19 protein-coding genes are annotated in these 22,470 nt (G+C 73.6%); 15 read left to right on the forward strand and 4 right to left on the reverse strand.

Annotated elements, in window-relative coordinates; genetic code table 11:
• The first annotated feature begins 191 nt into the window (after nt 1-191).
• The 12 genes from OG570_RS31800 to OG570_RS31855 all read left to right on the forward strand — a co-directional run bounded on the left by OG570_RS31800 (nt 192) and on the right by OG570_RS31855 (nt 14,158).
• Nucleotides 192-3,008 carry an AfsR/SARP family transcriptional regulator gene (locus OG570_RS31800; RefSeq protein ID WP_326952755.1) on the forward strand — a complete coding sequence of 939 codons (2,817 nt, stop codon included), beginning with the start codon at nt 192-194 and terminating at the stop codon, nt 3,006-3,008.
• A gap of 94 nt (nt 3,009-3,102) precedes the next feature.
• The gene (locus OG570_RS31805) at nt 3,103-4,245 is read left to right on the forward strand and encodes a serine hydrolase domain-containing protein (protein WP_326952756.1); all 1,143 of its coding nucleotides are present in this window, start codon (nt 3,103-3,105) and stop codon (nt 4,243-4,245) included.
• Nucleotides 4,246-4,270: 25 nt separating this feature from the next.
• Entirely contained in the window at nt 4,271-5,536 is a 1,266-nt protein-coding gene (locus OG570_RS31810) for an FAD-binding protein (RefSeq protein ID WP_326952757.1), read from the forward strand.
• Nucleotides 5,537-5,697: 161 nt separating this feature from the next.
• A complete protein-coding gene (locus OG570_RS31815; protein ID WP_326952758.1) occupies nt 5,698-6,978 on the forward strand; it encodes an ABC transporter substrate-binding protein in 1,281 nt (426 codons plus the stop codon).
• 3 nt (nt 6,979-6,981) lie between these two features.
• Nucleotides 6,982-7,926, forward strand: coding sequence for a carbohydrate ABC transporter permease (locus tag OG570_RS31820; protein WP_326952759.1), 945 nt, complete (start codon nt 6,982-6,984; stop codon nt 7,924-7,926).
• On the forward strand, nt 7,923-8,774 hold the full coding sequence (locus OG570_RS31825) for a carbohydrate ABC transporter permease (protein ID WP_326950319.1): 852 nt from the start codon (nt 7,923-7,925) through the stop codon (nt 8,772-8,774). The genes OG570_RS31820 and OG570_RS31825 overlap by 4 nt, the downstream gene beginning before the upstream one ends.
• Nucleotides 8,775-8,778: 4 nt before the next feature.
• Nucleotides 8,779-9,354, forward strand: a complete 576-nt coding sequence (locus OG570_RS31830) for a hypothetical protein (RefSeq protein WP_326952760.1) — start codon at nt 8,779-8,781, stop codon at nt 9,352-9,354.
• Nucleotides 9,351-10,430: a Gfo/Idh/MocA family protein gene (locus OG570_RS31835; protein WP_326952761.1), complete on the forward strand. Its 1,080-nt coding sequence runs from the start codon at nt 9,351-9,353 to the stop codon at nt 10,428-10,430. The genes OG570_RS31830 and OG570_RS31835 overlap by 4 nt, the downstream gene beginning before the upstream one ends.
• Nucleotides 10,427-11,692, forward strand: coding sequence for a Gfo/Idh/MocA family protein (locus OG570_RS31840; protein WP_326952762.1), 1,266 nt, complete (start codon nt 10,427-10,429; stop codon nt 11,690-11,692). Before OG570_RS31835 ends, OG570_RS31840 begins: the two co-directional genes overlap by 4 nt.
• Before the next feature lie 240 nt (nt 11,693-11,932).
• A complete protein-coding gene (locus OG570_RS31845) occupies nt 11,933-13,129 on the forward strand; it encodes an IS110 family transposase (protein WP_326960222.1) in 1,197 nt (398 codons plus the stop codon).
• Nucleotides 13,130-13,353: 224 nt separating this feature from the next.
• Nucleotides 13,354-13,743: an STAS domain-containing protein gene (locus OG570_RS31850; RefSeq protein WP_326952763.1), complete on the forward strand. Its 390-nt coding sequence runs from the start codon at nt 13,354-13,356 to the stop codon at nt 13,741-13,743.
• A gap of 64 nt (nt 13,744-13,807) precedes the next feature.
• Nucleotides 13,808-14,158: a DoxX family protein gene (locus tag OG570_RS31855; RefSeq protein ID WP_326952764.1), complete on the forward strand. Its 351-nt coding sequence runs from the start codon at nt 13,808-13,810 to the stop codon at nt 14,156-14,158.
• A gap of 166 nt (nt 14,159-14,324) precedes the next feature.
• Here OG570_RS31855 and OG570_RS31860 read toward each other — a convergent pair whose 3' ends face one another.
• Nucleotides 14,325-16,454 (reverse strand): AfsR/SARP family transcriptional regulator, encoded by a 2,130-nt coding sequence (locus OG570_RS31860; RefSeq protein ID WP_326952765.1) that lies wholly within the window; start codon nt 16,452-16,454, stop codon nt 14,325-14,327.
• Between the two features lie 191 nt (nt 16,455-16,645).
• On the opposite strand from OG570_RS31860, the gene OG570_RS31865 reads away from it, so the two are divergent.
• Nucleotides 16,646-17,089 carry a DUF6294 family protein gene (locus OG570_RS31865; protein ID WP_326950312.1) on the forward strand — a complete coding sequence of 148 codons (444 nt, stop codon included), beginning with the start codon at nt 16,646-16,648 and terminating at the stop codon, nt 17,087-17,089.
• A 22-nt stretch (nt 17,090-17,111) separates the two neighbouring features.
• Here OG570_RS31865 and OG570_RS31870 read toward each other — a convergent pair whose 3' ends face one another.
• From OG570_RS31870 to OG570_RS31880, 3 genes are read right to left on the reverse strand one after another with little or no spacing between them, the layout of a single operon-like run.
• The gene (locus tag OG570_RS31870; RefSeq protein ID WP_326952766.1) at nt 17,112-18,077 is read right to left on the reverse strand and encodes an SDR family NAD(P)-dependent oxidoreductase; all 966 of its coding nucleotides are present in this window, start codon (nt 18,075-18,077) and stop codon (nt 17,112-17,114) included.
• A 9-nt stretch (nt 18,078-18,086) separates the two neighbouring features.
• On the reverse strand, nt 18,087-18,953 hold the full coding sequence (locus tag OG570_RS31875) for a universal stress protein (RefSeq protein WP_326952767.1): 867 nt from the start codon (nt 18,951-18,953) through the stop codon (nt 18,087-18,089).
• A 45-nt stretch (nt 18,954-18,998) separates the two neighbouring features.
• Nucleotides 18,999-20,213, reverse strand: a complete 1,215-nt coding sequence (locus OG570_RS31880) for an MFS transporter (RefSeq protein WP_326950309.1) — start codon at nt 20,211-20,213, stop codon at nt 18,999-19,001.
• Nucleotides 20,214-20,325: 112 nt separating this feature from the next.
• On the opposite strand from OG570_RS31880, the gene OG570_RS31885 reads away from it, so the two are divergent.
• Together OG570_RS31885 and OG570_RS31890 are read left to right on the forward strand one after the other, a co-directional pair.
• Nucleotides 20,326-21,213 (forward strand): LysR family transcriptional regulator, encoded by an 888-nt coding sequence (locus OG570_RS31885; RefSeq protein ID WP_326952768.1) that lies wholly within the window; start codon nt 20,326-20,328, stop codon nt 21,211-21,213.
• Between the two features lie 61 nt (nt 21,214-21,274).
• Complete coding sequence (locus tag OG570_RS31890) at nt 21,275-22,258, forward strand: TIGR01777 family oxidoreductase (protein WP_326952769.1); 984 nt, start codon at nt 21,275-21,277, stop codon at nt 22,256-22,258.
• The last annotated feature ends 212 nt before the right edge of the window (nt 22,259-22,470 follow it).

Raw genomic sequence — 22,470 nt, forward strand, 5'->3', positions numbered from 1 at the left:
GGACCCACCCACCGTCACCGCTGTGAGTGAATCTCGGAACCCGACGATGGTCGGTAAGGGAAATACGCGACTTTCGTCGTGGGCCGGACGGCGCAGCCTGGGATCGGCAATCGAGTGACATCCGCGCGACGTGCCCGCGATGTCGGCGATTCGCCCACCGGCCCCGCATCGCCTGGCTAAAGTCCGCCGTCGTGGGGGCGGTCGTCGTGATGGGGTACGACATGGGCGCTGAAGTGCGGTTCCACCTGCTCGGGCCGCTCACCGTGACGGTCGGCGGCCGCGCGCTGCCGCTCGGCGGCGCGAAGCAACGGGCCCTGCTGGCCCACCTGCTGCTCAACGCGAACCGGCTGGTCCCGCCCGGTCAGCTCATCGACACGATCTGGCCGAGCGACCCGCCGACGTCGGCCACGGCCAACCTGCAGACCTACGTGTGGCGGCTGCGCCGGCTGCTGCCGGAGACCACCCTGCGCACCCACGGCCCGGGCTACTCGCTGGCCGTCGAGCCCGGCGACGTCGACGCGCACGACTTCGCCCGGCTCGTCGCCGACGCCGCCCGCGCGGCCAAGGACGGCGCCCCCGAGACCGCGCTGACGCTGCTGGCCGAGGCGGAAGCGCTGTGGCGGGGCGATCCGCTGTCCGACCTGCCGACGGCGCCCGCCTGGGACGCCGAGCTCGGCCGGCTCACCGAGAACCGCTTCGCCGCCGTCGAGGAACGGCTTTCGCTGCAGGTGCTGCTGGGCCGCTACGACCCGGCGATCGCCGAGCTGACCGTCCTGCTCGCCGAGCACCCGTACCGGGAACGCCTGTGGCAGCAGTACCTGCTCGCGCTGACGGGCGTGGGCCGCCGCGCCGACGCCCTGCGGGCGTACACGACGGCGCGGGAGCGGCTGGTCACCGAGCTCGGTGTCGAACCGGGGCCGGAACTGCGGGCCCTGCAGGCCGCGATCCTGGCCGGGCGACCCGTGGTGGCGGCCGGCGCCGACGGTTCGGCCCCCTTGCGCCAGCTCCCGGCGGACCTGCCCGACTTCACCGGCCGCGACGACTACGTCCGCGACCTGGAAGCCGCGCTGGGCGCGGGGCCGGCGCCGGTGGTGCTGACCGGCGCGCCCGGCACCGGCAAGACGGCGCTGGCCATGCACGTCGCCCACCGCCTCGCGGACCGGTTCCCCGACGGCCAGCTCTACATCGACCTCGCCGGCACCGGCGCGCCGCGCGACCCGGCCGAGGTGCTCGCCGACTTCCTGCACGCACTGGGCGTCACCGGCACCGCCGTCCCGGCCGGGCTCGGCCAGCGGGCCGCGTTGTTCCGCTCCCGGCTGGCCGGACGCCGGGTGCTGCTCGTGCTCGACGACACCGCCACCGCCGCCCAGGTCCGCCCGCTGCTGCCCGGCGACGCCGGCTGCGCCGTGCTCGTCACGACCCGCGGCCGGCTGCCGGAGCTGGCCGGCGCGAAGCACGTCGAGCTGAGCGTGTTCGGCGAGCGGGAGGCGCAGCGGCTGCTGGCCGGGGTCGCCGGCGTCGACCGGATCGACGGCGAACCGGCCGAAGCCGCAGCGATCGTGGCCTGCTGCGGCTACCTGCCGCTGGCCATCCGGATCGCCGGCGCGCGGCTGGCCGGGCGGCAGGCGTGGAGCCTGCGGACGCTGCACGACCGGCTGGCCGGCGAAGCGGGCCGGCTCAGCGAGCTGCGCGTCGGCGACCTCGGCGTCCGGTCCAGCTTCGAGCTGAGCCTGCGCCAGCTCGACCCGGCCGCGCGGACGGCGTTCTGCCGCACGGCCGTGCTGGGCGCGCAGGACTTTTCGAGCTGGGTGTTCGACGCGCTCCTGGACCGCCGCGGCACGCACGACGTGCTCGACGTGCTCGTCGACGCCAACCTCGTCTCGCTGGTCGGGCTGGACGCGAGCGGGCAGCCGCGCTACCGGCTGCACGACCTGCTTCGCTGCTACGCGGCGGAACTGCTGGACGCCGAGCCCGCCGCGGTGCGCCGGGACGCGCTCGCCCGCGTCCTGTGCGGACTGCTGGCGCTGGCGAAGGCCGCGGCGGCGGCGCTGCCACCCGCGTTCGGCGCGATGACCGGGCCCTCGCTCGGCCCGCTGCCCCCGGACGCGGCCCGGCTGGTGGCCGATCCGCTGGCCTGGTTCACCGCCGAACGCAAGCTGCTGGCCGCCGCGGTCCAGCTCGCCGCCGACGCCGGGCTGGACGAGCTCGCGTGGCAGCTGACCGCGACCGCTGTCCCGTTCTACGACCTGCGCGGCGCCTACGACGACTGGCGGCGCAGCCACCTGACCGCCCAAGCCGCGGCGCGGGCCGCCGGCAACCGGGCGGGCGAGGCGGTGCTGGCCCGCGGGCTCGGCCAGATCGGCGTCTACAACGACGAATACCCCGCCGCCGTCATGGACCTGGAGCGGTCCGCGGCCCTGTTCGCCGAGCTCGGCGACGTCCGCGGCGAGGCCCTGGCGGTGGCCGGGCTCGGCACCGTGGCCCGCATCCGTGACCGGCCGCGGGATGCGCTGGACTGCTACGGCCGGGCCTTGGCCGGCCTGGAGCGGGCGGGCGACCGCAGCGGCGTGGCCCAGATGCGCAACTCCATCGGCGCGGCCCACGTGCGGCTGGCCGAGTTCACCGAAGCGGCCGACTGGCTGGGCCGCGCCCGCGACCTGGCCCGCGAGATGGGCGACGCGCACCGCGAAGCCAGGGTCCTCACCGAGTTCGGCACCCTGCACCGCGACACCGGGCGGCTGCCGGAGTCGCTGGCCTGCCTGCGGCTCGCGCTGGGCATCTTCGAGGACCTCGACGACGAACGCTGCGTCGCGTACGCGCTCCTCGGCATCGCCCAGACGCTCCTCGCGGTGGGCGAGCCGGTCCAGGCACGCGGGGTGTGCGACCGCGCGCTGCGCGTCTTCCGCGAGTCCGGCAACCGCCAGGGCGAGACGACGGGCCTGGCCCTGCTGGACCAGGCCCGGCACCGGCGCAGCCCGGCCCCGGTCGTGAGTGGCAATGCGGGTTAGAACCCTCATTGCCACTCACGACCCGCGACGGCGCTCGGGTGGGCTCCCCGGCTCGCTGGGCTAGCCTCGGGCGACCGCCGACCCGGGGAGCACCATGAGCCTGCGCGAGATCCTGCAGCGGCACGTCGACGCCGGCGCGCTGCCCGGTGCGGTCGGCGTCGTGGCCCGGCCCGGCCACGTCGAGGTCGCGGCCGTCGGCTCGGTCGACGTCGAGGGCAGCACGCCGATGGCCGAGGACAGCCTGTTCCGGTTCGCCTCGCTCACCAAGCCCGTCGCCGCCGCCGCCGTCCTGGCCCTGGTCGACGACGGCCGGCTCGCCCTCGACGACCCGATCGGCCGGTGGCTGCCCGAGCTGGCCGACCCGAAGGTCGTGCGCACCCCGGCGGGTCCCGTCGACGACCTCGTGCCGGCGAACCGGCCGATCACCGTCTTCGACGTGCTCACCAGCCAGGCCGGCTGGGGGTTCGCGTCCGACTTCTCGCTGCCGGCGATGCAGGCGCTGTTCCCCGTCCAGCTCGACGGCCGCGAGGTCCAGCACTTCCCCGAGGCCGACGTCTGGCTCGCGCGGCTGGCCGACGTCCCGCTGCTGTACCAGCCCGGCGAGTCCTGGCTCTACGACACGTGCTCGGCCATCCAGGGCGTGCTCGTCGCCCGCGTGGCCGGCTCGTCGCTGCCCTGGTTCCTCGACGAGCGGATCCTCGGCCCGCTGGGCATGGCCGACACCGGGTTCGTCGTCGGCGCGGACCGCCGCGACCGGTTCACCAGCTTCTACAAGGCCGGTCCGGAGGGCCTGGCGCTCGCCGACGCGCCGGACGGCCAGTGGAGCACGATGCCCGCGCTGCCGCTCGGCTCCGGCGGCCTGGCCGGGACGGCGGAGGACTGGCTGGCGTTCGGCCGGATGCTGCTGGCCGAAGGCGCCGCGGCGGACGGCAAGCAGGTCCTGAGCCCCGAGTCGGTCCGGCTGATGACCACCGACCACACCACCGCGGCGCACCGCGAGATCGGCGCGCTCTTCCTCGAGGGCCAGGGCTGGGGGATGGGCGGCGCGGTCGACGTCGCCGTCCTCGACCCGTGGAACGTCCCGGGCCGCTACGGCTGGGTCGGCGGCACCGGCACCACCGCCTACGTCGTCCCGGCCACCGGCACGGTCAGCGTGCTGCTCACCCAGGTCGGCGAGGACAACCCGGTCCCGCCGCGGTGGATGCGGGACTTCTGGCGGTACGCGTCGGCCGGGTGAGCAGGGCTTGAGTAGGGTCGGACGCATGGGCGAGTCGAACTGGGCCGGCAACCATCAGTACGCCGCCGAAACCGTGGTGACGCCGCACACGCGCGACGAAGTGCGTGCGGCGGTCGCGGCCGCGTCGAGCGTCAAGGCGCTCGGCAGCCGGCACTGCTTCAACGACATCGCCGACGCGCCCGGCGGGGTGCTCCTCGACCTGAGCGAGCTCGAGAGCCCGGTGGAGATCGACGCCGACGCCGCCACGGTGACCGTCGGTGGCTCGGCCCGGTACGGCGACTTCGCCCAGCAGCTGCACGACGCCGGGTTCGCGCTGGCCAACCTCGCCTCGCTGCCGCACATCACGGTCGCCGGCAGCGTCGCGACCGGCACCCACGGCTCCGGCCGGCGCCGCCAAGGGCTCGCCGCGGCCGTCTCGGCGCTGGAGCTGGTCACCGCGGGCGGCGAGGTCCGCACCTTCTCGCGGGCCGCCGACCCGGACGTGTTCCCCGGGCTCGTCGTGAGCCTCGGCGCACTCGGCGTCGTCACCCGGCTCACCCTCGACGTCGTGCCCGCCTTCGACGTCCGGCAAGACGTCTTCGAAGGCCTGCCGTGGGCGGCCGCCTACGAGCACCTCGACGAGATCGAGGACGCCGGGTACAGCGTCAGCCTGTTCACGAACTGGGTCAACGACGTCGTCGACCTGGCCTGGGTCAAGAGCCGGGTGGGCGCCTTCACCGAGCGAGCCGGCCTGTTCGGCGCCCTCCCGGCCGGCGCCCCGCGGCACCCGGCGCACGCGGCGGGCGTCCCGGCCGGCAACGTCACCCCGCAGCTGGGCGTGCCCGGGCCGTGGCACCAGCGGCTCCCGCACTTCGCCCTCGAGTTCACCCCGAGCGTCGGGGACGAGCTGCAGACCGAGTACTTCGTGCCCTACCGGGACGCGGCGGCCGCGATGGAGGCCGTGCGCGGGATCGGCGACCGGCTGGCGCCGGTGCTGCTGGTGTCCGAGATCCGCACGGTCGCGGGCGACGACCTGTGGCTGAGCCCGGCGTACGGCGGCGACCGCGTCGCACTGCACTTCACGTGGCAGCCGCGTCAGCCCGAGGTCGAAACGCTGCTGCCGTTGATCGAGGAACGCCTCGCCCCGTTCGGCGCCCGGCCGCACTGGGGCAAGCTCTTCTGCGGCGGCGAGCTGGACACCGTGTACCCGCGGCTGGGCGATTTCCGTTCCCTGGCGGGAACTCTCGATCCCGGCGGCGTGTTCCGGACGCCGTTCATCCGGCGGAACGTCTTCGGCGAAACCGGCGTGTGAATGCTTTCGGAGTAACCATTCTTCGATGATTTCGAAGGCACGATCCGCGTATTGACACCTTTGTCGCGCACGTCCTACGGTGGACCGCCGAGTTCCTGTAAGCGCTTTCTCGCTGGGTCGTGGGAGCGCTCACAGATCATTCCGACCGGACGGAGATGTCGATGCGTCGGACGCGTGTGCGCGGGTTCGGGGCGGTCGCCGCGATCGCCCTGCTGCTGTCCGGAACGGCCGCGTGCGGGTCGGACTCGGGCGGCGGCGGTGACGTCAGCATCACCTTCGCCTGGTGGGGCAGCGACGGCCGGGCGAACCTGACCAAACAGGCCGTCGAGCTGTTCCAGAAGAAGAACCCCACGATCAAGGTGCAGACGTCGTTCGCGGCGTACGCGGCCTACTGGGAGAAACTCGCGACGCAGACGGCCGGGGGCAAGCCGCCGGACGTGCTCAACGTCGACACCCGCTACCTCGCCGAGTACGGCGGGCGCAGCGTGCTGGCCGACCTGAACCAGGGCGCGGGCAAGGCGGTCTCGCTGGCCGACGTCAACCCGGAGCTGGCCGCCACCGGCGTCTACCAGGGCAAGCGGTACGCCGTGCCGTGGGCGCAGAACACCCCGGCGATGCTATACGACCCCGCCGCCTTCACCACGGCCGGCGCGGACCCGGCGAAGGGCCTGACCTGGGACCAGTACGCCGAAGCGACCGCGAAGGTCGGCGCCGCCAGCGGGTTCGCCGCGCGCGGCGTGACCGACTTCGGCATCCTGGACACGCCGCTGGAGATCTGGCTGCGCCAGCAGGGCAAGCAGTTCTACACCCCCGACGGCAAGCTCGGCTTCACCGCCGGCGACCTCCGCGGCTACTGGCAGCTCGCGAGCCGCTTCCGCGACACCAAGGCCGCGTCGCCCGCCGACGTCACGGCGTCCTACAACACCTCGCCCGAGCAGTCGCCGCTCGGCAAGAAGCTGACCAGCTCCGAGTTCGCCTACGACAACCTGCTGCCCGCCTACCGCAAGGCGAACGGCAAGAACCTCAACGTGGCGCCGTACCCGACCGGCGCGAACGGCGACCTCGGGCAGTACCGGCGGCCGTCGATGTTCCTGTCCGTCTCGGCGCGCAGCCAGCAGCAGGAGGCCGCCGCGAAGCTCGTCGACTTCTTCGTCAACGACGCCGACGCGGCCAAGATCCTCGGCACGGACCGCGGTCTCGCGCCCAACCTGAAGATCCGCGCGCAGCTCGCGGCCGGCGCGACCGGCGACGACAAGACGCTCTACGCCTACGAAGCCGCGCTCGAACCGAAGCTCGGGGCCGCGCCGCCGGTCCCGCCGAAGGGCGCCGGCGCGATCCAGAAGCTCCTCCAGCGCACCTACGAGGAGATCGCGTTCGGACGGCTGGGCGTCGACGACGCCGTCACCCGGTTCATGTCCGAAGCCGACAAGACCCTGGCGTAGCCGATGACGTCGCTGCGCACCCCGGCGCTGCCCCGGCCGGTGGCGCCGGGGCAGCGCGCCGGGTACCGCCGTGAGAACCAGCCGGAGGCGTTCGCGTTCCTCACGCCGTGGCTGCTCGGGGCGGTGGCGCTGACCGTCGGCCCGATGGTCGTCTCGCTCTACCTGTCCTTCACCGACTACGACCTGTTCACCACGCCGCACTGGGTGGGCTTCGGCAACTTCACGCACATGTTCACCGACGACGACCGCTACCTGCGCTCGGTCGAGGTCACGCTGATCTACGTCCTCGTGTCGGTGCCGGTCAAGCTCGCCGTCTCGCTGGGGGTGGCGTTGCTGCTCAACACCCGCCGCGGCGGAGGTGGCTTCTACCGCGCCGCGTTCTACGCGCCGTCGCTGCTCGGCGCGAGCGTCGCGGCCGCGCTCGTCTGGCGGGCGCTGTTCACCGGCGGCGGCCCGGTGAACGACGTCCTCGCCCGGTTCGGCTGGCACACGCCGAGCTGGGTCGACGACCCGAACTTCAGCCTCGCCTCGATCGTGCTGCTCGGGGTGTGGCAGTTCGGCGCGCCGATGGTGATCTTCCTGGCCGGCCTCAAACAGGTGCCGGCCGAGCTGCACGAAGCGGCGGCGATCGACGGCGCGGGCGCGTTGCGCCGGTTCCGCCACATCACGCTGCCGATGCTGTCCCCGGTGATCTTCTTCAACCTCGTGATGGAGGCCATCCACGCGTTCCAGGCGTTCACCCCGGCGTTCGTCATCGGCGGCGGCCGCGGCGGGCCCGCCGACGCGGACCTGTTCTACACGCTCTACCTGTTCGAGGTCGGCTTCCAGGACTTCCGCATGGGGTACGCGTCCGCGATGGCGTGGGTGCTGCTGGTGGTGATCGCGATCGTGACGGCGATCGTGTTCCGCACCGCTAAGCTCTGGGTGTTCTACGAGGACCGCCCGTGACCGCGCTCCGGGTGCCCCGCACCGCGCGGTCGATCGGCTGGCACGTGCTGTGCCTGTGCGGGGTGGCCGTGGTGCTGTACCCGCTGGCGTGGCTGGCGTTCGCGTCGGTCAAGCCGCCGGACGAGATCCTCTCGCGGCTCGCGCTGCTGCCGACCCGGTTCGTCTTCGACGGCTACTCGAAGGGCTGGGAGGGCGCGGCGGGCGTCGGCTTCGGCCGGTTCTTCCTCAACTCGTTCCTCGTCGCCGGGCTTTCCGTGGTGGCCAACGTCGTCTCGTGCTCACTGGCCGCGTTCGCCTTCGCCCGGCTGCGGTTCCGCTTCCGCGGCGCGCTGTTCGCGTTCATGATCACGACGTTGATGCTGCCCTACCACGTCACCCTGATCCCGCAGTACGTGATCTTCCAGCAGGCCGGGCTGGTCAACACGTTCGTCCCGCTGATCCTGCCGAAACTGCTGGCCACCGAGGCGTTCTTCGTGTTCCTCATCGTCCAGTTCATGCGCGGGATCCCGCGTGAGCTCGACGAGGCCGCGACGATCGACGGCTGCAGCGTCTACCGGACGTTCTGGCACGTCGTGCTGCCGCTGTCGAAACCGGCGCTGGTCACGACGTCGATCTTCACGTTCATCTGGACGTGGAACGACTTCTTCACGCAGATGGTGTACCTGAACGACACGGAGAAGTTCACCGTGCCGCTCGGCCTGCGGCTGTTCGTGGACACCAGCAGCCAGTCCGACTTCGGCGCCATGTTCGCGATGTCCGCGCTCGCCCTGGTCCCGATCGTGCTGTTCTTCCTCGCCTTCCAGCGGCTGCTGGTCGAAGGCGTCAGCACCAGCGGTTTGAAGGGATGACCTCGTGTCGAAAGCGGCCGTGCGGCGGGTGGACTGGCGCACCGGGTTGGGCGACTTCGCCGACTGCCTGCTGGTGGGGTTGCTGGTCGCGTTGGCTTCGATGCCGGTCGTGACCGCGCCGCCCGCGTTCGCCGCGGGGTGCCGGGCCCTGGACCGCGCCCGGCACGGGATCGGCCGTCCACTGTGGACGACGTTCTGGGCGGACTTCCGCCGCACCGCTCGTGGTGGGGTGGCGTTCGCGGTGGCGTGTGGTGCCGCCGTCGTGCTGGCCGCGGTCGACCTCGAAGTGGCGGCGTCGATGCCGGGCGCCGGTGTGCTCCGGCCGGCGTTGTTCGTCCTCGCCGCGGTGGGGGTGGTGGTCGCGGTGCGGACGTGCGAGGTGATCGCTGGCGGTGACGCACCGTGGCGCCGGGCGGTCGTGGCGGCCGCTCGTGAGACCGTGGGGGCGCCGGGGAAGGCGCTGCTCGTCGCGGTGGCCGTGGCGCTGTCGGCGGTGCTGGTGTGGATGCTGCCGGTGCTGGCCCTCGTGGTGGCGGGCCCGCTGGGCCTGGCCGCGGTCGCGACCGGCGCGCGTCGATGAACCAGCCGCCCAGCGTGGTCGTCTTCGGCACCGCCGGGTACGCCCTCACCCACCTGCGCCGGGCCCGGGAGCTGCACGACCGCGGCGAGATCGTGCTCGCCGGCGCCTGCGACGTCCGGGACCCGCCGGCGGAAGCCCTCGACCTGCTGCCGGACGACGCGCTCGTCACCTACGACCCCGCCGAGCTGCTCTCCCGCACCGGCGCCGGGATCGCGGTGGTGGCCACCCCGCCCCGCACGCACCTGCTGCTCGCGCGCCTCGCCCTCGACGCCGGCTGCGACGTGCTCGTCGAGAAACCGCCGGTGCTCGACCTGGCCGCCTTCGACGAACTCGCGCGGCGGGACCGGGCCGTCCAGACCGGGTTCCAGAGCTTCGGGTCCGCCGCGATCCCGGTGATCCGCGCGGCGATCGCCCGCGGCGAGATCGGCGCGGTCACCGGCGTCAGCGCGGCCGGGGCGTGGATCCGGCGGGACGAGTACTACCGGCGTGCCGCGTGGGCCGGCCGCCGCGACCTCGGCGACGGGTCCCTGACCAACCCGTTCGCCCACGCCGTCGCCTCCGCGCTGCTGCTCAACGGCACCGCCGACGCCGACCCGGCCGGCATCACCGTCGAGCTGTACCGGGCGCGCGACATCGAGTGCGACGACACGGCCTGCGCCCGGCTCACCTTCGCGAACGCGCCGGACGTCGTCGTCGCGGCCACGCTCGCCGCCGAGGCCGACCACGATCCGTACGTGCTCGTCCACGGGACCACGGGCCGGATCCGCTGGCACTACAAGACCGATCGCGTCCTCCTCGGCGACCGGCCGATCGAGGTGGCGCCGCCGGAGGACCTGCTCGCCAACCTCGTCCGGCACGTCCGCGACCGGGTCCCGCTGCTCGCGCCGCTGTCGGAGACCCGCGCCTTCACCGCGTTCGTCGAAGCCGTGCGCGGCGCCCCGGAACCGCGTCCGCTGTCCGCCGCGCGGGACGGGGACCGAGTGGTCGTACCGGGTGTCGACGCCGCCGTCGACGACGCGGCCGGCCGGCTCGCCCTGTTCTCGGAACTCGACCTGCCCTGGGGGTGCCCGGCATGACGCGGTACGCGATCGTCGGACTCGGCTCGCGCGCCGAGCTGTTCGCGCGGGCCCTGGCGAAGTCGCCCCGAGCGGAGCTGGTCGCGTTCTGCGACCGCAACGAGACGCGGATGCGCGTCCACAACGGCTGGCTCGGCACGTCCGTGCCGTGCTACCGGCCGGACGACTTCGCCGTCATGCTCGTCAAGGAGCGGGTGGACGTCGTCGTGGTGTGCACGCCGGACCACACGCACGCCCACTACGTCGCGGGCGCGCTCGGCGGGGGCTGCGACGTCGTCACCGAGAAGCCCATGACGACCGACGTCGACGGCGCCCGGCTGATCCTGGCGGCGCGGCGGGTGACCGGGCGGTCGGTGCGCGTCGCCTTCAACTACCGCTACAACCCGGTGCACCGCCGGGTGCGCGAACTGCTCGCGGGAGGTGCGATCGGCGAGGTGGGCTCGGTCGAGTTCAGCTGGCTGCTCGACACCGCGCACGGCGCCGACTACTTCCGCCGCTGGCACCGCGACAAGGACCGCTCCGGCGGCCTGCTCGTGCACAAGTCCGGGCACCACTTCGACCTCGTCAACTGGTGGCTCGGCAGCGGCCCGGAGACGGTGTTCGCGCTCGGCGGGCTCGTCTTCTACGGCGAGGAGAACGGCCGCCGGCACGGCCACGCCACCGGGTACACCCGCGGGACCGGCGAGCCGGCGGCGCGCGACGACCCCTTCGCCCTCGACCTCGAGCGCTCGCCCCGGCTGCGCGCGCTGTACCGGGACGCCGAGGCCGAAGACGGCTATCTGCGCGACCGCAACGTGTTCTCCCCGGGCGTCACGATCGAGGACGACCTCTCGGTGCTCGTCCGCCACCGCAACGGCGTGGTGCTGAACTACCACCTGCACGCCTATTCGCCGCGCGAGGGCTACCGCGTCGCGTTCGCCGGCAGCGAGGGCCGCCTCGAACTCGACGTCCGGGAAAACGTCCACGCGGGCGCGCCGGACCGCCCCGCCCGGGCGCGGCTGACCGTGCAACGGCACTGGGCGGCACCCGAGGTCGTGCTCGACGTCCGGCTGGGGGAGGGCCACGGCGGCGGCGACGAGCGGATGCTCGCCGAGCTGCTCGGCGACGCCGACCCGGACCCGCTCGGCTGCGCGGCCGACCACGACGACGGCCTGCGCGCGCTGCTCACCGGGCTGGCCGCGAACCGGTCGCTGATCACCGGCGAGTCCGTCGGGATCCGCGGCCTGCTGGACGAAATCGGCGAGCGACCCAGGGAGCGATGATGTGGCTCACGGCCTTGTCCTACCTTCTTTGTTGGGTCTGAACTGGTCATTCGTAGGATCGGTGGGCCCTGGGGCTCCGGGTATGGCTCTCATGGCGTCGCCGTTGGCAAGGCTGAAAGGACTTGGCCGCCCGGGCCCCCGCGACGACTCGACCGCTAATTGGGATACGCGTGGATCGCTGTGTAGGACACCGTCGGCGTGGTCGTCTGTGGGTGGAAACTGTTCTTGTGAGTGACGGAGGTGGTCGTGCCCCAGATCTGGGCCGGCGTGGACATCGGCAAGGAACACCACCACTGCGTGGTGATCAACGACAACGGCGATCGGCTGCTGTCGCGGCGGGTCCAGAACGACGAAACCGAACTGCTGGCCCTGATCGCCGATGTCGCGGCCATCGACACGGATGCGCTGTGGGCGATCGACCTGAACACCGGTGGCGCCGCACTGCTGATCGGGCTTCTCGTCAACCACGATCAGGCCCTGGTTTACATCACCGGCTTGAAGGTTCACCGCGCGGCCGGAACCTACCGCGGAGAAGGGAAAACCGACGAGAAAGACGCGTTCGTTATCGCCGACCAGGCCCGGGTCCGCCGTGACCTCGGCCCGCTGCGGGCCGGGGACGAGATCGCGGTGGACCTGCGCACCCTGACCAACCGACGCACCGACCTGGTCTGCGACCGAACCCGGGCGATCAACCGGATCCGCCACCAGCTGCTCGAGTACTTCCCCGCACTGGAACGCAGCCTCGACCTGTCCCGCAAAGGACACTTGGTGCTGCTGACCGGCTATCAAACCCCGGACGGAATCCGGCGGCTGGGCGAACAACGCCTGACCCACTGGCTGCGGCACCGCAAGGTCCGCAAAGCTGACGAGGTCGCACACGCAGCGCTCGAGGCCGCCGCCGCGCAGCACACCACGCTGCCCGGCCAGCAACTCGCCGCCGCGATGGTCGAACGGCTGGCTGCGGGAGTGATCGCCCTCAACACCGAAATAGCCGAGATCGACGCGATGATCGAGGAACGATTTCGTCGTCACCGCCACGCCGAGGTGATCCTCACCCTGCCCGGCTTCGGCCCGACCCTCGCTGCGGAGTTTCTCGCTGCCACCGGCGGCGAGATGACCGCGTTCGGCTCGGTCGACAGGCTCGCCGGCTACGCCGGCCTCGCCCCCGTCCCCCGAGATTCCGGCCGCATCCGCGGCAACCTGCGACGACCTCGCCGCTACCACCGCGGTCTGCTGCGGGCCTGCTACCTCGCGGCCTCGGCCAGCCTGCCCGGCTGCCCCGTCTCCAAGGCCTATTACCGGCGCAAACGCGCCGAAGGCAAACGACACGAGCAGGCCCTGCTCTGCCTCGCTCGCCGCCGCCTCAACGTCCTGTGGGCCATGCTCCGCGACGACACTGACTACCACGCTTCACCGCCGATCCCGGCGGCAGCGTGACTTGACAATCCCCATTGGGAAGTCCTTTTCGGACTGATCGTCACGGCGGCACCACCGGATCCGTCGAGTACTCCGGGCGCGAGTACGAGGTCCACGACGGCCTGCCCGACATCGTCACCGGCTCGGACCTGGTGACCTGGCCGGGTGTGCCGGCCCGGTTCGAGGGTTCGGACCCCCGGCGACCGGGTAGGCGGTGATCATCCGCAGCCGGAGGGAGCCCCACCTTGACCGAGACGCCCGCCCCAGACCCGACGGGCCTGATGCTGACCGTGGCGAGGTCCGGGCGCGCGCCCGGGGCCCTGCGCGTCACCGTGACGGGTGAGGTCGACATGTCCACCCGGCCGATGCTCGAAGCCGAGCTGGAGCGGGCCGTGGCCGAGGGGCCGTACCGGCTGGTCGCCGACCTGACCGGCGTCGGGTTCTGCGGGGTGACGGGGATGGCGACGTTCTCCCGGCTGCGGACCCGGTGCGCCGACGCCGGGATCGAACTGGTGGTCCGGCCCTCGAGCGTGGTGCGCCGCGCGCTCGATCTCGCGGCGCTGAGTTCGCTGTTCCGGCTGGAGGGGCCCTGGGCGAACGGCGACCGGGAGATCGCACAGGCCGCCGAGCGCTGAGTCACCTTCGGCGCGGCCCGGCCGTCGTGGAGGCGTAACCGCTTCCCAGGCAAGGACTCCGCCGATGACCACCGTTCACCTCGTCATCACCCTCGCGACCATCGCGGCGAACGCCGGAATGGGCGTCGCCGACGTGCTCCGCGCCCGTTTCGTGCTGGCCAGCTCCGCCGCGGTCGACGTCCCGGCCGGCTGGGTACCGGCACTGGGGATCCTGAAGCTCGCCGGCGCGGCCGGGCTCGCCGCGGGCCTGGCCGGGTTCCCGGCAGTGGGCACGGCCGCGGCGATCGGCTTGGTGCTGTTCTTCGTCGGCGCGATCGGGGCGCACGTGCGGGCCCACGCCTTGAGCACCCTCGGCGCGCCGGGCGCTTACCTGGCGTTGGCGGTCGCGTCGCTGGTTACCGGCATGGCGACGTGAGCTGCTCATCGAGGGCGCGGGCCTCCTCGTCGGCCGCGGCCAGCTGGCGGCCGCCGCGTTGCCCCGGCGGTCTTCGTCGTCGCGATCGGGGCGCATGTGCGGGCCCACGCCTTGAGTACCCTCGGCGCGCCGGGCGCTTACCTGGCGCTGGCGGTCGCGTCGCTGGTCACCGGCATGGCGACGTGAGCTGCTCATCGAGCGCCCGGGCCTCCTCCTCGGCCGCGGCCAGCTCGCGGTCGGCCGCCGCCGCGTCGCCCGGGCGGCCGCGGCGGGTCAAAGCTTCCGCGTGCCGGCGGCGGGAGAAGACCACCGCGGGCCAGTGGGCCAGGGCGAGGTTGTGGCGGACCGCGGCCCGCAGGTGCGTCACGGCCAGGTCGGCGTCCCCCATGGCCAGTGCCGCGGTGCCCAGCGGGGAGTGGGCCGAGCCGAAGCAGGCGACCGCGAGGCTCGCCATCACCGGCAGGTGCCCGAACGGGCGGAGCAGGTCGTAGACCCGCGCCGCCGTCTCGGCGTCGTCCACCAGGTACGCCGTTTCCGCCACGCCGCACAGGGAAAGCAGCCAGGTGCTGGAGCGGGGCAGCGCGCCCAGGTCGTCGCCGGACAGGCGGGCCAGTGCGCCCACCGCCGTCCGGCGGTCGCCCGCGTACGCGGCGGCCACGGCCAGCGCCGCGTAGTAGGAGTTGTCGATCGGGCTGAGGGTGGGGGAGTGCATCAGCCGGTCCAGCACCGGCACCAGCTCCGCCAGCCGGCCCTGGAACCAGCGGATCGCCACCAGCTGCGCGCCGTACCAGCCGAGCGCGTCGGGGTCGCCGGCCACCTGCCCGAGCTCGGCGCAGGCCTGCGCGCCGGCTTCGGCCTCGGCGAACCGGCCGGCCCGGATCGCCAGCATGACCTTCAGCGACGCGGCCACGAACCCGGCCGCCAGGTGCTTCCGCGCGGCCAGGACGTCCTCGAGCTCGCCGAGGCGCCGTTCGGCGTGCGGGTCCGCGGCCAGGAACCGGTCGACGGTGTCCCACACCACGCCCATGACCAGGTCGGTGCGCCGCCCGGACGGCCCGCTGACGCCGATCAGCTCGGTGGCGAGCGTCTGGCGCAGCGCGACGTGGTCCGGGCCGAGCAGGCAGTGGTGGGCCAGGCTCAGCGCCTCGGCGTGCGCGACGGGATCGCCGCCCGCCCGGGTTTCCGCGGCGAGGGCGAGGATCCGCTCGTGCGCGCCGTCCTCGTAGTCCTGTTCGCCGGCCAGCCGGATCCGCAGCCGCAGGCCCAGCCGCGACGCCGGGTCGACGCGGTCCAGCACCTGCCGCAGCCGGGTCAGCAGTGTCGTCGACGCGGCCGACGTCCGGTGCTCGTGCACCCACACCCCGCCCAGCCCGAGCACGGCCCGCCCGAGCGCGTCGACGTCGCCGTCGAGCTCGGCCCGGCGGTAGGCGTCCTCGAAGTGCGTCCGGCTCGTCCGCAGGTCGCCCTCTTCGAGCAGCGCGTGCTCCCCGGCGCCGAGCGAGCCGGCGTCCGGGACGGTGATGACCTCCCGCGGCCGCGCCGCGAGCAGGCCCGGGTCGTGGGCGAGGACGCGCCGGTGCACCTCGGTGAGGACGGGTGACGGCTCCAGGCCGGACGCGCTGACGAGGTCGTGGCGGGCGCGGCGGAAGACCTCCAGGGCGTCGCCCTGGCGCCCGGCCCGGTAGAGGGCGGTCATCAGCTGCCCCCACAGCCGTTCGTGGCCGGGGAACGCGGCGGTCAGCACCTCGAGCTCGCCGATCAGCCCGGTGTCCTCGCCCGCGGCCAGGTCGGCGTCGATCCGGTCCTGCACGGTGTTGTGCCGCACCCGCTCCAGCCGCACCCCTTCGGCGGCCAGCACCTCGACGCCGTCGAACTCGCCGTACGCGGCTCCGCGCCACAGGTCGAGCGCGGTGGTCAGCTGCGTGCGGGCGGTGCCGTGGTCGCCCGCGGCGAGCGCCCGCCTGCCCTCCCCGGCGAGCTGCTCGAAGCGCACCGCGTCGATGGCCTGCGGGGCCACGTGCAGCACGTACCCCGGTGGCCTCGTCAGGAGCAGCGGTGGCGCGAAAGTCCGGCGCAGCCGCGAAAGGTAGGTCCGCACGGTCCGGTCGACCTGGTCGGGCGGCCGGTCACCCCACAGCGCCCGCCCGAGCGCACCGACGCTGACGACCCGGCCGGCGTCCGCGGCCAGCACGGCCAGCAGCGTGCGCAGCCGCGGCCCGCCCACGTCCACCGGTTCCCCGCCGATCCCGGCCTCGAACGGCCCCAGGACCCCGAGATCCACCCCACGCGTGCTCATTCCCGCCCCTCCAAGCACGGACGCGTCCGCGCTTGGTCTACAGGAGCAGGACGCGGCGCGCGGGATACGTCGCAGGCGCCAGGTCGTGGTCGACGGGCTGTCGGCGGATTGTCGATGAATTGTCGATGGCCGCTGTGAAGCTCGGCCACGTCCCGCCGAACAGCGGGAATCACCACACAGGAGGGAATTCGATGAGGCACACGATCCGGGGTCTGAGCACGGTTCTGGCGACGGCCGCCGCGGGGGCGGCCCTGCTGGCCGCCGCGCCGGCGGCGCAGGCGGCGCCCGCGGGCACCGCCGCCGTGCTCGACGTGAAGAGCGCGACCTGGGGCCAGCTGCACGCGGGCGACTGCGAGCAGGACAACGGCACCATCGTCCTGCGCTCGGACGGCACCGGCGACTGGAGCGCGACCACGCTGACGTTCCAGACCCACTCCGGGGACATCTGGCACTCCAGCTTCGACTTCAAGACGACGGCCGGGACGAAGCTGTTCTCCGCGGGCACGTTCGACAGCCCGCGGATGAACGACGGCAACCCGCCGCCGCGCTACAACTGGACCGCGCACTTCAAGTACGACGCCGCGCTGTTCAGCGCGGTCGACGTCTTCAAGACGATCCAGCACTCGAGCTGCTGAGCGCGGCCACCGGCTTCGGCGGCTACCCGTCGAGGCCGGTGGCTTCGAGACCGGTGGCTTCGAGACCGGTGGCTTCGAGACAGTAGGCCAGCAGCTTCCGCACTCGTGCGTCGTCGGGGCGGGTGTGGGGGAACAGGTGCTCCGGACGCGGGCGGCGGTCGTGCCAGAAGCGGCCCGCGTCCGGGGCCGGCTCGGTCGCGGCGAGCCAGACGGCGGTGTCGGCGCCCTGCGCGGCCGTGCGCAGGAACGGCCGCGTGACGCGCCGGAACAGCGGGAGCGACCCGGTCAGGCCGGGGGTGTCGGCCCAGCCCGGGTGACAGCTGTGCACGGCCAGGCCCCAGCGCCGCGCCAACACCGGCGTCAGCTCGACCTGCATCCGTTTCGTACGGGCGTAGGCGACCGCGCCGCGGTAGGTGCCCGTCCGGTACTCGGGGTCGTCCGCGGCGAGCGGCTGGGTGTACATCCCGCCCGACGACATGAAGATCACCCGGCCCTCTCGCAGCGCCGGCCGCAGCAGCTCGGTGAGCAGCAGCGGGCCGAGGACGTGGGTGGCGAGGGTGAGCTCGTGCCCGTCTTCGGTCTCCGAACGCTCGCGCGGGAGCGTGCCCGCGTTGTGGATCAGGACGTCGGCGCGCGGGTGTTCGGCGGCGCAGACGCGGACGGAGGCCAGGCTCGACAGGTCGCAGTGCGCGAGCCGGACGTCGGCGCCGGGCACCCGGGCGAGGACGTCGTCGCGTGCGGGCGCGCCGCGGTCGAGGTCGCGGACGAGCATGACCACGGACGCGCCGAGCCGCGCCAGCTCGGTCGCGCACGCCTGGCCCAGCCCGGAGCCCGCGCCGGTCACCAGGGCCACTTTCCCCTGCAGCGCGCCGGGTGCGGGGTCGCCGGGCCGCCAGTACGGCCGGCGCAGCAGGTAGCCGAACCGGGTGTAGCCGGCCGCCGTCCGGTCGAGGACGACGTCGGCCAGGTCGGCGAGAGGAGCGATCACCTGCCCAAGCTACGGCCGGACCGGCGGTCGCGCCGTGCGGACCACGCGGACCGGGCAGCCCGCGTGGTGCAGCAGCGCCTGGGCCGTCGAGCCCAGCAGCAGCCCCGGGAAGCCGCCGCGGCCGCGGTCGCCCAGCACGATCAGCTGGGCCGCCCCGCTGCGCTCGACCAGCTCGCGCCGCGGGTGCGCCGGGACCACCACCCGCTCCACCTGGACGTCCTCGACGTCGCCGGGCCGGACCTGCTCCGCCAGCAACCGGCGCCCCGCTTCGACGACGGCCTCGGGGGCCGGCTCCGCGGGTGGCTCGTCGGCCCACGCGTGCAGCACCACCAGCGGCACCTGGCGGGCCCGGGCTTCGGCCAGCGCCGTCGCGAGGACGGCCGTCCCGGCGTCGCCGCCGTCGATGCCGGTGACGACCGGGCCGCCGGAGCCCGGCTCGTCCCAGCGGTCGCCGCGGACCACCACCGTGTCGCAGTGCCCGTGGGTGCCGACCGCGGCGGCGACCGACCCGGCGAGCGGCCCGGCGCCCCGGCCGCGCCCGTTCGCGCCGACCACCAGCAACGCGGCGGTCCACGACACCTCGATCAGGGCCTGCGCGGCGCGGTCGGGGTCGAGCCGGGTGACCGCGTCCGGCACGCCCTGCGCGGCCGCGAGCTCCCGCGCGGTCCGCAGGGCCCGGCGGCCGCGGGCGCGCAACGTGTCCAGCATCTCCTCGGGCGGCGGCACCTCGCCGCCGGCGAGCAGGGCCGGGAAGTCGAGCGCGTGCCGGATTTCCAAGGGCCGGTCGTGCAGCCGGGCCGCCCGCGCCGCCCACCGGACGGCGTCGAGCGACTCCGCCGAGCCGTCGGCTCCCGTGACGATCGGCGGGGTGGTCATCGGCGGCTCCTGACGCGGCTGGCGTCCCCCGACTCTAGGCCCGCCTCAGGCGAGCGTGCGCCGCGCGGACCAGCCGATCAACCCCAGCTCCAGCACCGCGAACCCGGCCAGCACGACCGAGCCGGGCAGCCAGAGCATCGCCAGCCCGGTCGTCAGCACCGGCAGGACCAGGCCCGCGTAGGCGGCGAGGAACAGCGCGGCCAGGACTTCGCCGCGGGTGAGCGGGTCGGCGAGCGCGGCGACGGTGCCGACGCCCGCCCGGAAGCCCAGGCCGAACCCGGACCCGCCGAGCACGGCCGCGACGAAGAACAGCGGGAGCGACGCGGTGAACGCCGACACCGCCAGCAGCACCAGGCCGGTGCCCATCAGCACGTACCCGGACCGCAGCTGGGGTCGCGTGCCGGCGCGGGCGAACACGATCTGGACGAGCGCGGCGCTGCCGAGCATCACGAAGGGCGCGATCCCGGCGAGCAGCCGGGACGTCTGGTGCAGTTCCTGCGCCAGCAGCGCGGGGGCGAGCGCCATGAACAGGCCGCTGATGGCGAACGCGCCGAACACGCCGATCGCGGCGCCGGTGAACTCGGACCGGGCGGCCGGCGGCAGAGAAAGCCGTTGCGGCCGGTAGGCGGGCCGCTCTTCCCGGCGTTCCACGGTTTCCGGCACCAGGCTCACCGCGAGCGCCTCGACGAGCAGCACCACCAGGAAGACGGTGAACGGCGTGCGCAGCGGCTGGTCGGCGAACCGGGCGAAGAAACCGCCGACGAGCGGGCCGATGGCGAGGCCGCCGGCGTTGACCACGGTCGTGATCAGGCCGGAGCGGCCGGGGTCGGCGTCCGGGTTCGCCTGGGCGCGCAGCTCGGACAGGTGCGCGGTGGCGGTCGCGGTGAGCGCGCCGATCCCGGCGCCGCTGATCAGCCGGGCGACGATCAGGCCCGGCACGTCCGGCCAGAGCAGGAACAGGGCCGCGGCGATGGCCTCGGCCAGCAGCCCGGCGAGGATGACGCGGCGGCGGCCCAGCCAGTCGCTGACGTGCCCGGCCAGGTAGAGGCTCAGCATCACCCCGACCGCGTAGGCGGCGAACACGACGGTGACGACGAACGTGGGGAAGCCATCCCGCTGCTGGTAGAGCGCGTACAGCGGGGTCGGGACGGTCGAGAACGCGAGCGCGGTCGCGAAGGCGACGGCGATGATGCGGAACCCCAGGCCGTGGCTCACCCGCAGGCGCGCGGCGGGCCGGGCCGGGGTGATGGTGGCGGACATGCTGACCTCCTGGTCTACGGATCTTCCGCCTTCCACCATGACCCTGCTGACTCACCAAGTCCAACGAAGAGTCGTGTTGTCAGTTATCGCTTCAAGCGATAAGTTGGCTCGTATGGAGACGCGTCAGCTGGAGTACTTCGTCGCCGTCGCCGAGGAGCTCAGCTTCACCCGGGCCGCCCAGCGCCTGTACGCGGTGCAGTCCACCGTGTCGGCCGCGGTCCGGGCCCTGGAGACCGAGCTCGGCGCCCGGCTGTTCGACCGGTCCACCCGCAAGGTCGCGCTGTCGGCGGCCGGCGTCGTGTTCCTGCCCGAGGCGAAGGCCGCGATCGAAGCGGTGGAGCGGGCCCGCGCGACGGTCCAGGAGGCGTCGGCGGGCCTGCGCGGCAGCCTCCGGATCGGCACGCTGACGGCGATCGGGAGCGTCGACCTGCCCGCGCTGCTCGGCGCGTTCCACCGCCGCTACCCGCTGGTGGACATCCAGGTCACGGTGTCGATCACCGGGTCGACCGGCCTGGCCGAGGACGTCCGCCAGGGCCGGCTCGACGCCGCGCTCGTCGGGCTGCCCGGCGTGGACCTGCCCGGGCTGGACGTCCGGGCCCTCGAATCCCGGCCGTTCGTCGCGCTGCTGCCGCACGGCCACCCGCTGGCGCGCGAGCGGGAGATCCGGCTCGAAAGCCTCGCGCGGGAGTCGTTCGTCGACATGCCGCGCGGCTTCGGCAACCGGGTCCTCGTCGACCGCGCCTACGAGGCGCTGGGCTCGCCCCGGCGCGTCACGGTCGAGGTCGCCGACCTGCGGACCGTGCCCGGGTACGTCCGGGCCGGCCTGGGGATCGCGGTCATCCCGGAGGTGCCCGAGTCCGGCGAGGTGGACGTCGTCGCGCTGCCGCTGGCCGGCGCGGGCCTGGACTGGCCGCTGAACCTCGTCTCCGCGAGCGCCAAGCCGCCGAGCCGGGCGCTGCGCACGCTCCTCGACCTCGTCACTGCTCAAGACCATATTTGAACGCGTTCAACTCTTCCGGTACGGTCGGCCACAGGGGGACGACCGTGAAGGGGGAAACGTCATGAAGGTGGTGCTGCCCGGCGGCTCCGGCCATCTGGGCCGGGTGCTGAGCCGGGCGCTGACCGAGCGGGGGCACGAGGTCGTGGTGCTGAGCCGGGCCGGCGGGCCCGGGCCGTGGACGCGGAGCGTGTGGTGGGACGGGCGCACCCCCGGCGCCTGGACCGGAGAGATCGACGGCAGCGACATCGTCGTCAACCTCGCCGGCCGGTCGGTGAACTGCCGCTACACGGCGGCGAACCTGCGGGAGATGATGACGTCCCGGACCGACTCGGCGCGTGTCGTCGGCGGGGCGATCGAACGCGCCGGGGCGCCGCCGCGGGTCTGGCTGCAGATGAGCACGGCGACGATCTACGCCCACCGCTTCGACGCGCCGAACGACGAAACCACCGGCGTGCTCGGCGGCGCCGAGCCGGACGCGCCCGCCTACTGGGGCTACAGCGTCGACATCGCCCGAGCGTGGGAACGGGAGCAGGAGCGGGCGGAGACGCCGCGGACCCGCAAGGTCGCACTCCGGACGTCGATGGTGATGAGCCCGGAGCCCGGCGGCGCGTTCGAAGCGTTGTTGCGCCTGACCCGGCTGGGGCTGGGCGGCCCGGTCGCGGGCGGCGCGCAGTACCTGTCGTGGATCCACGAGGACGACCTGCTCCGCGCGATCGACCTGCTGATCGCGCGGGACGACCTGAGCGGCCCGGTCAACCTCGCGGCGCCGGAACCGTTGCCGTACCGCGACTTCCTGCGTGCCCTGCGCGCGGCGGCGGGCGTCCCGTTCGGGCTGCCCGCCACCCGCTGGATGGCCGAAATCGGCGCGTTCGTCCTGCGCAGCGACACGGAACTGCTCTTGAAGAGCCGCCGGGTGGTGCCGGGCCGGCTGCTGGACGCGGGCTTCGAGTTCGAATTCCCGCAGTGGGCCGCGGCGGCCGAAGACCTGGTGCGGCGGACTAGGAAGCCGCGGCGATCGCGGACGAGAGCTTCCCGTTCCCGCTGATGACCGCGGTCTTGCGCGAGCGGGCTCAACGGTCGAGGACGACTTCCGCTACGCCCTCGGCATCATGCTGTCCGGACTCCGGGCGACGCTGAGCCAGCGCGTGTCGACCCTCTGATCACGCGTGTCGACCCTTCCATCACGCGAGCCGACCCTCCGATCACGTGAGCCGACCGTTCCATCACGAGCCGAGCGTGCGTGGAACGCCGACACGT

The organism is Amycolatopsis sp. NBC_01286, assembly GCF_035982555.1.
In the GTDB taxonomy this organism is placed as follows: domain Bacteria; phylum Actinomycetota; class Actinomycetes; order Mycobacteriales; family Pseudonocardiaceae; genus Amycolatopsis.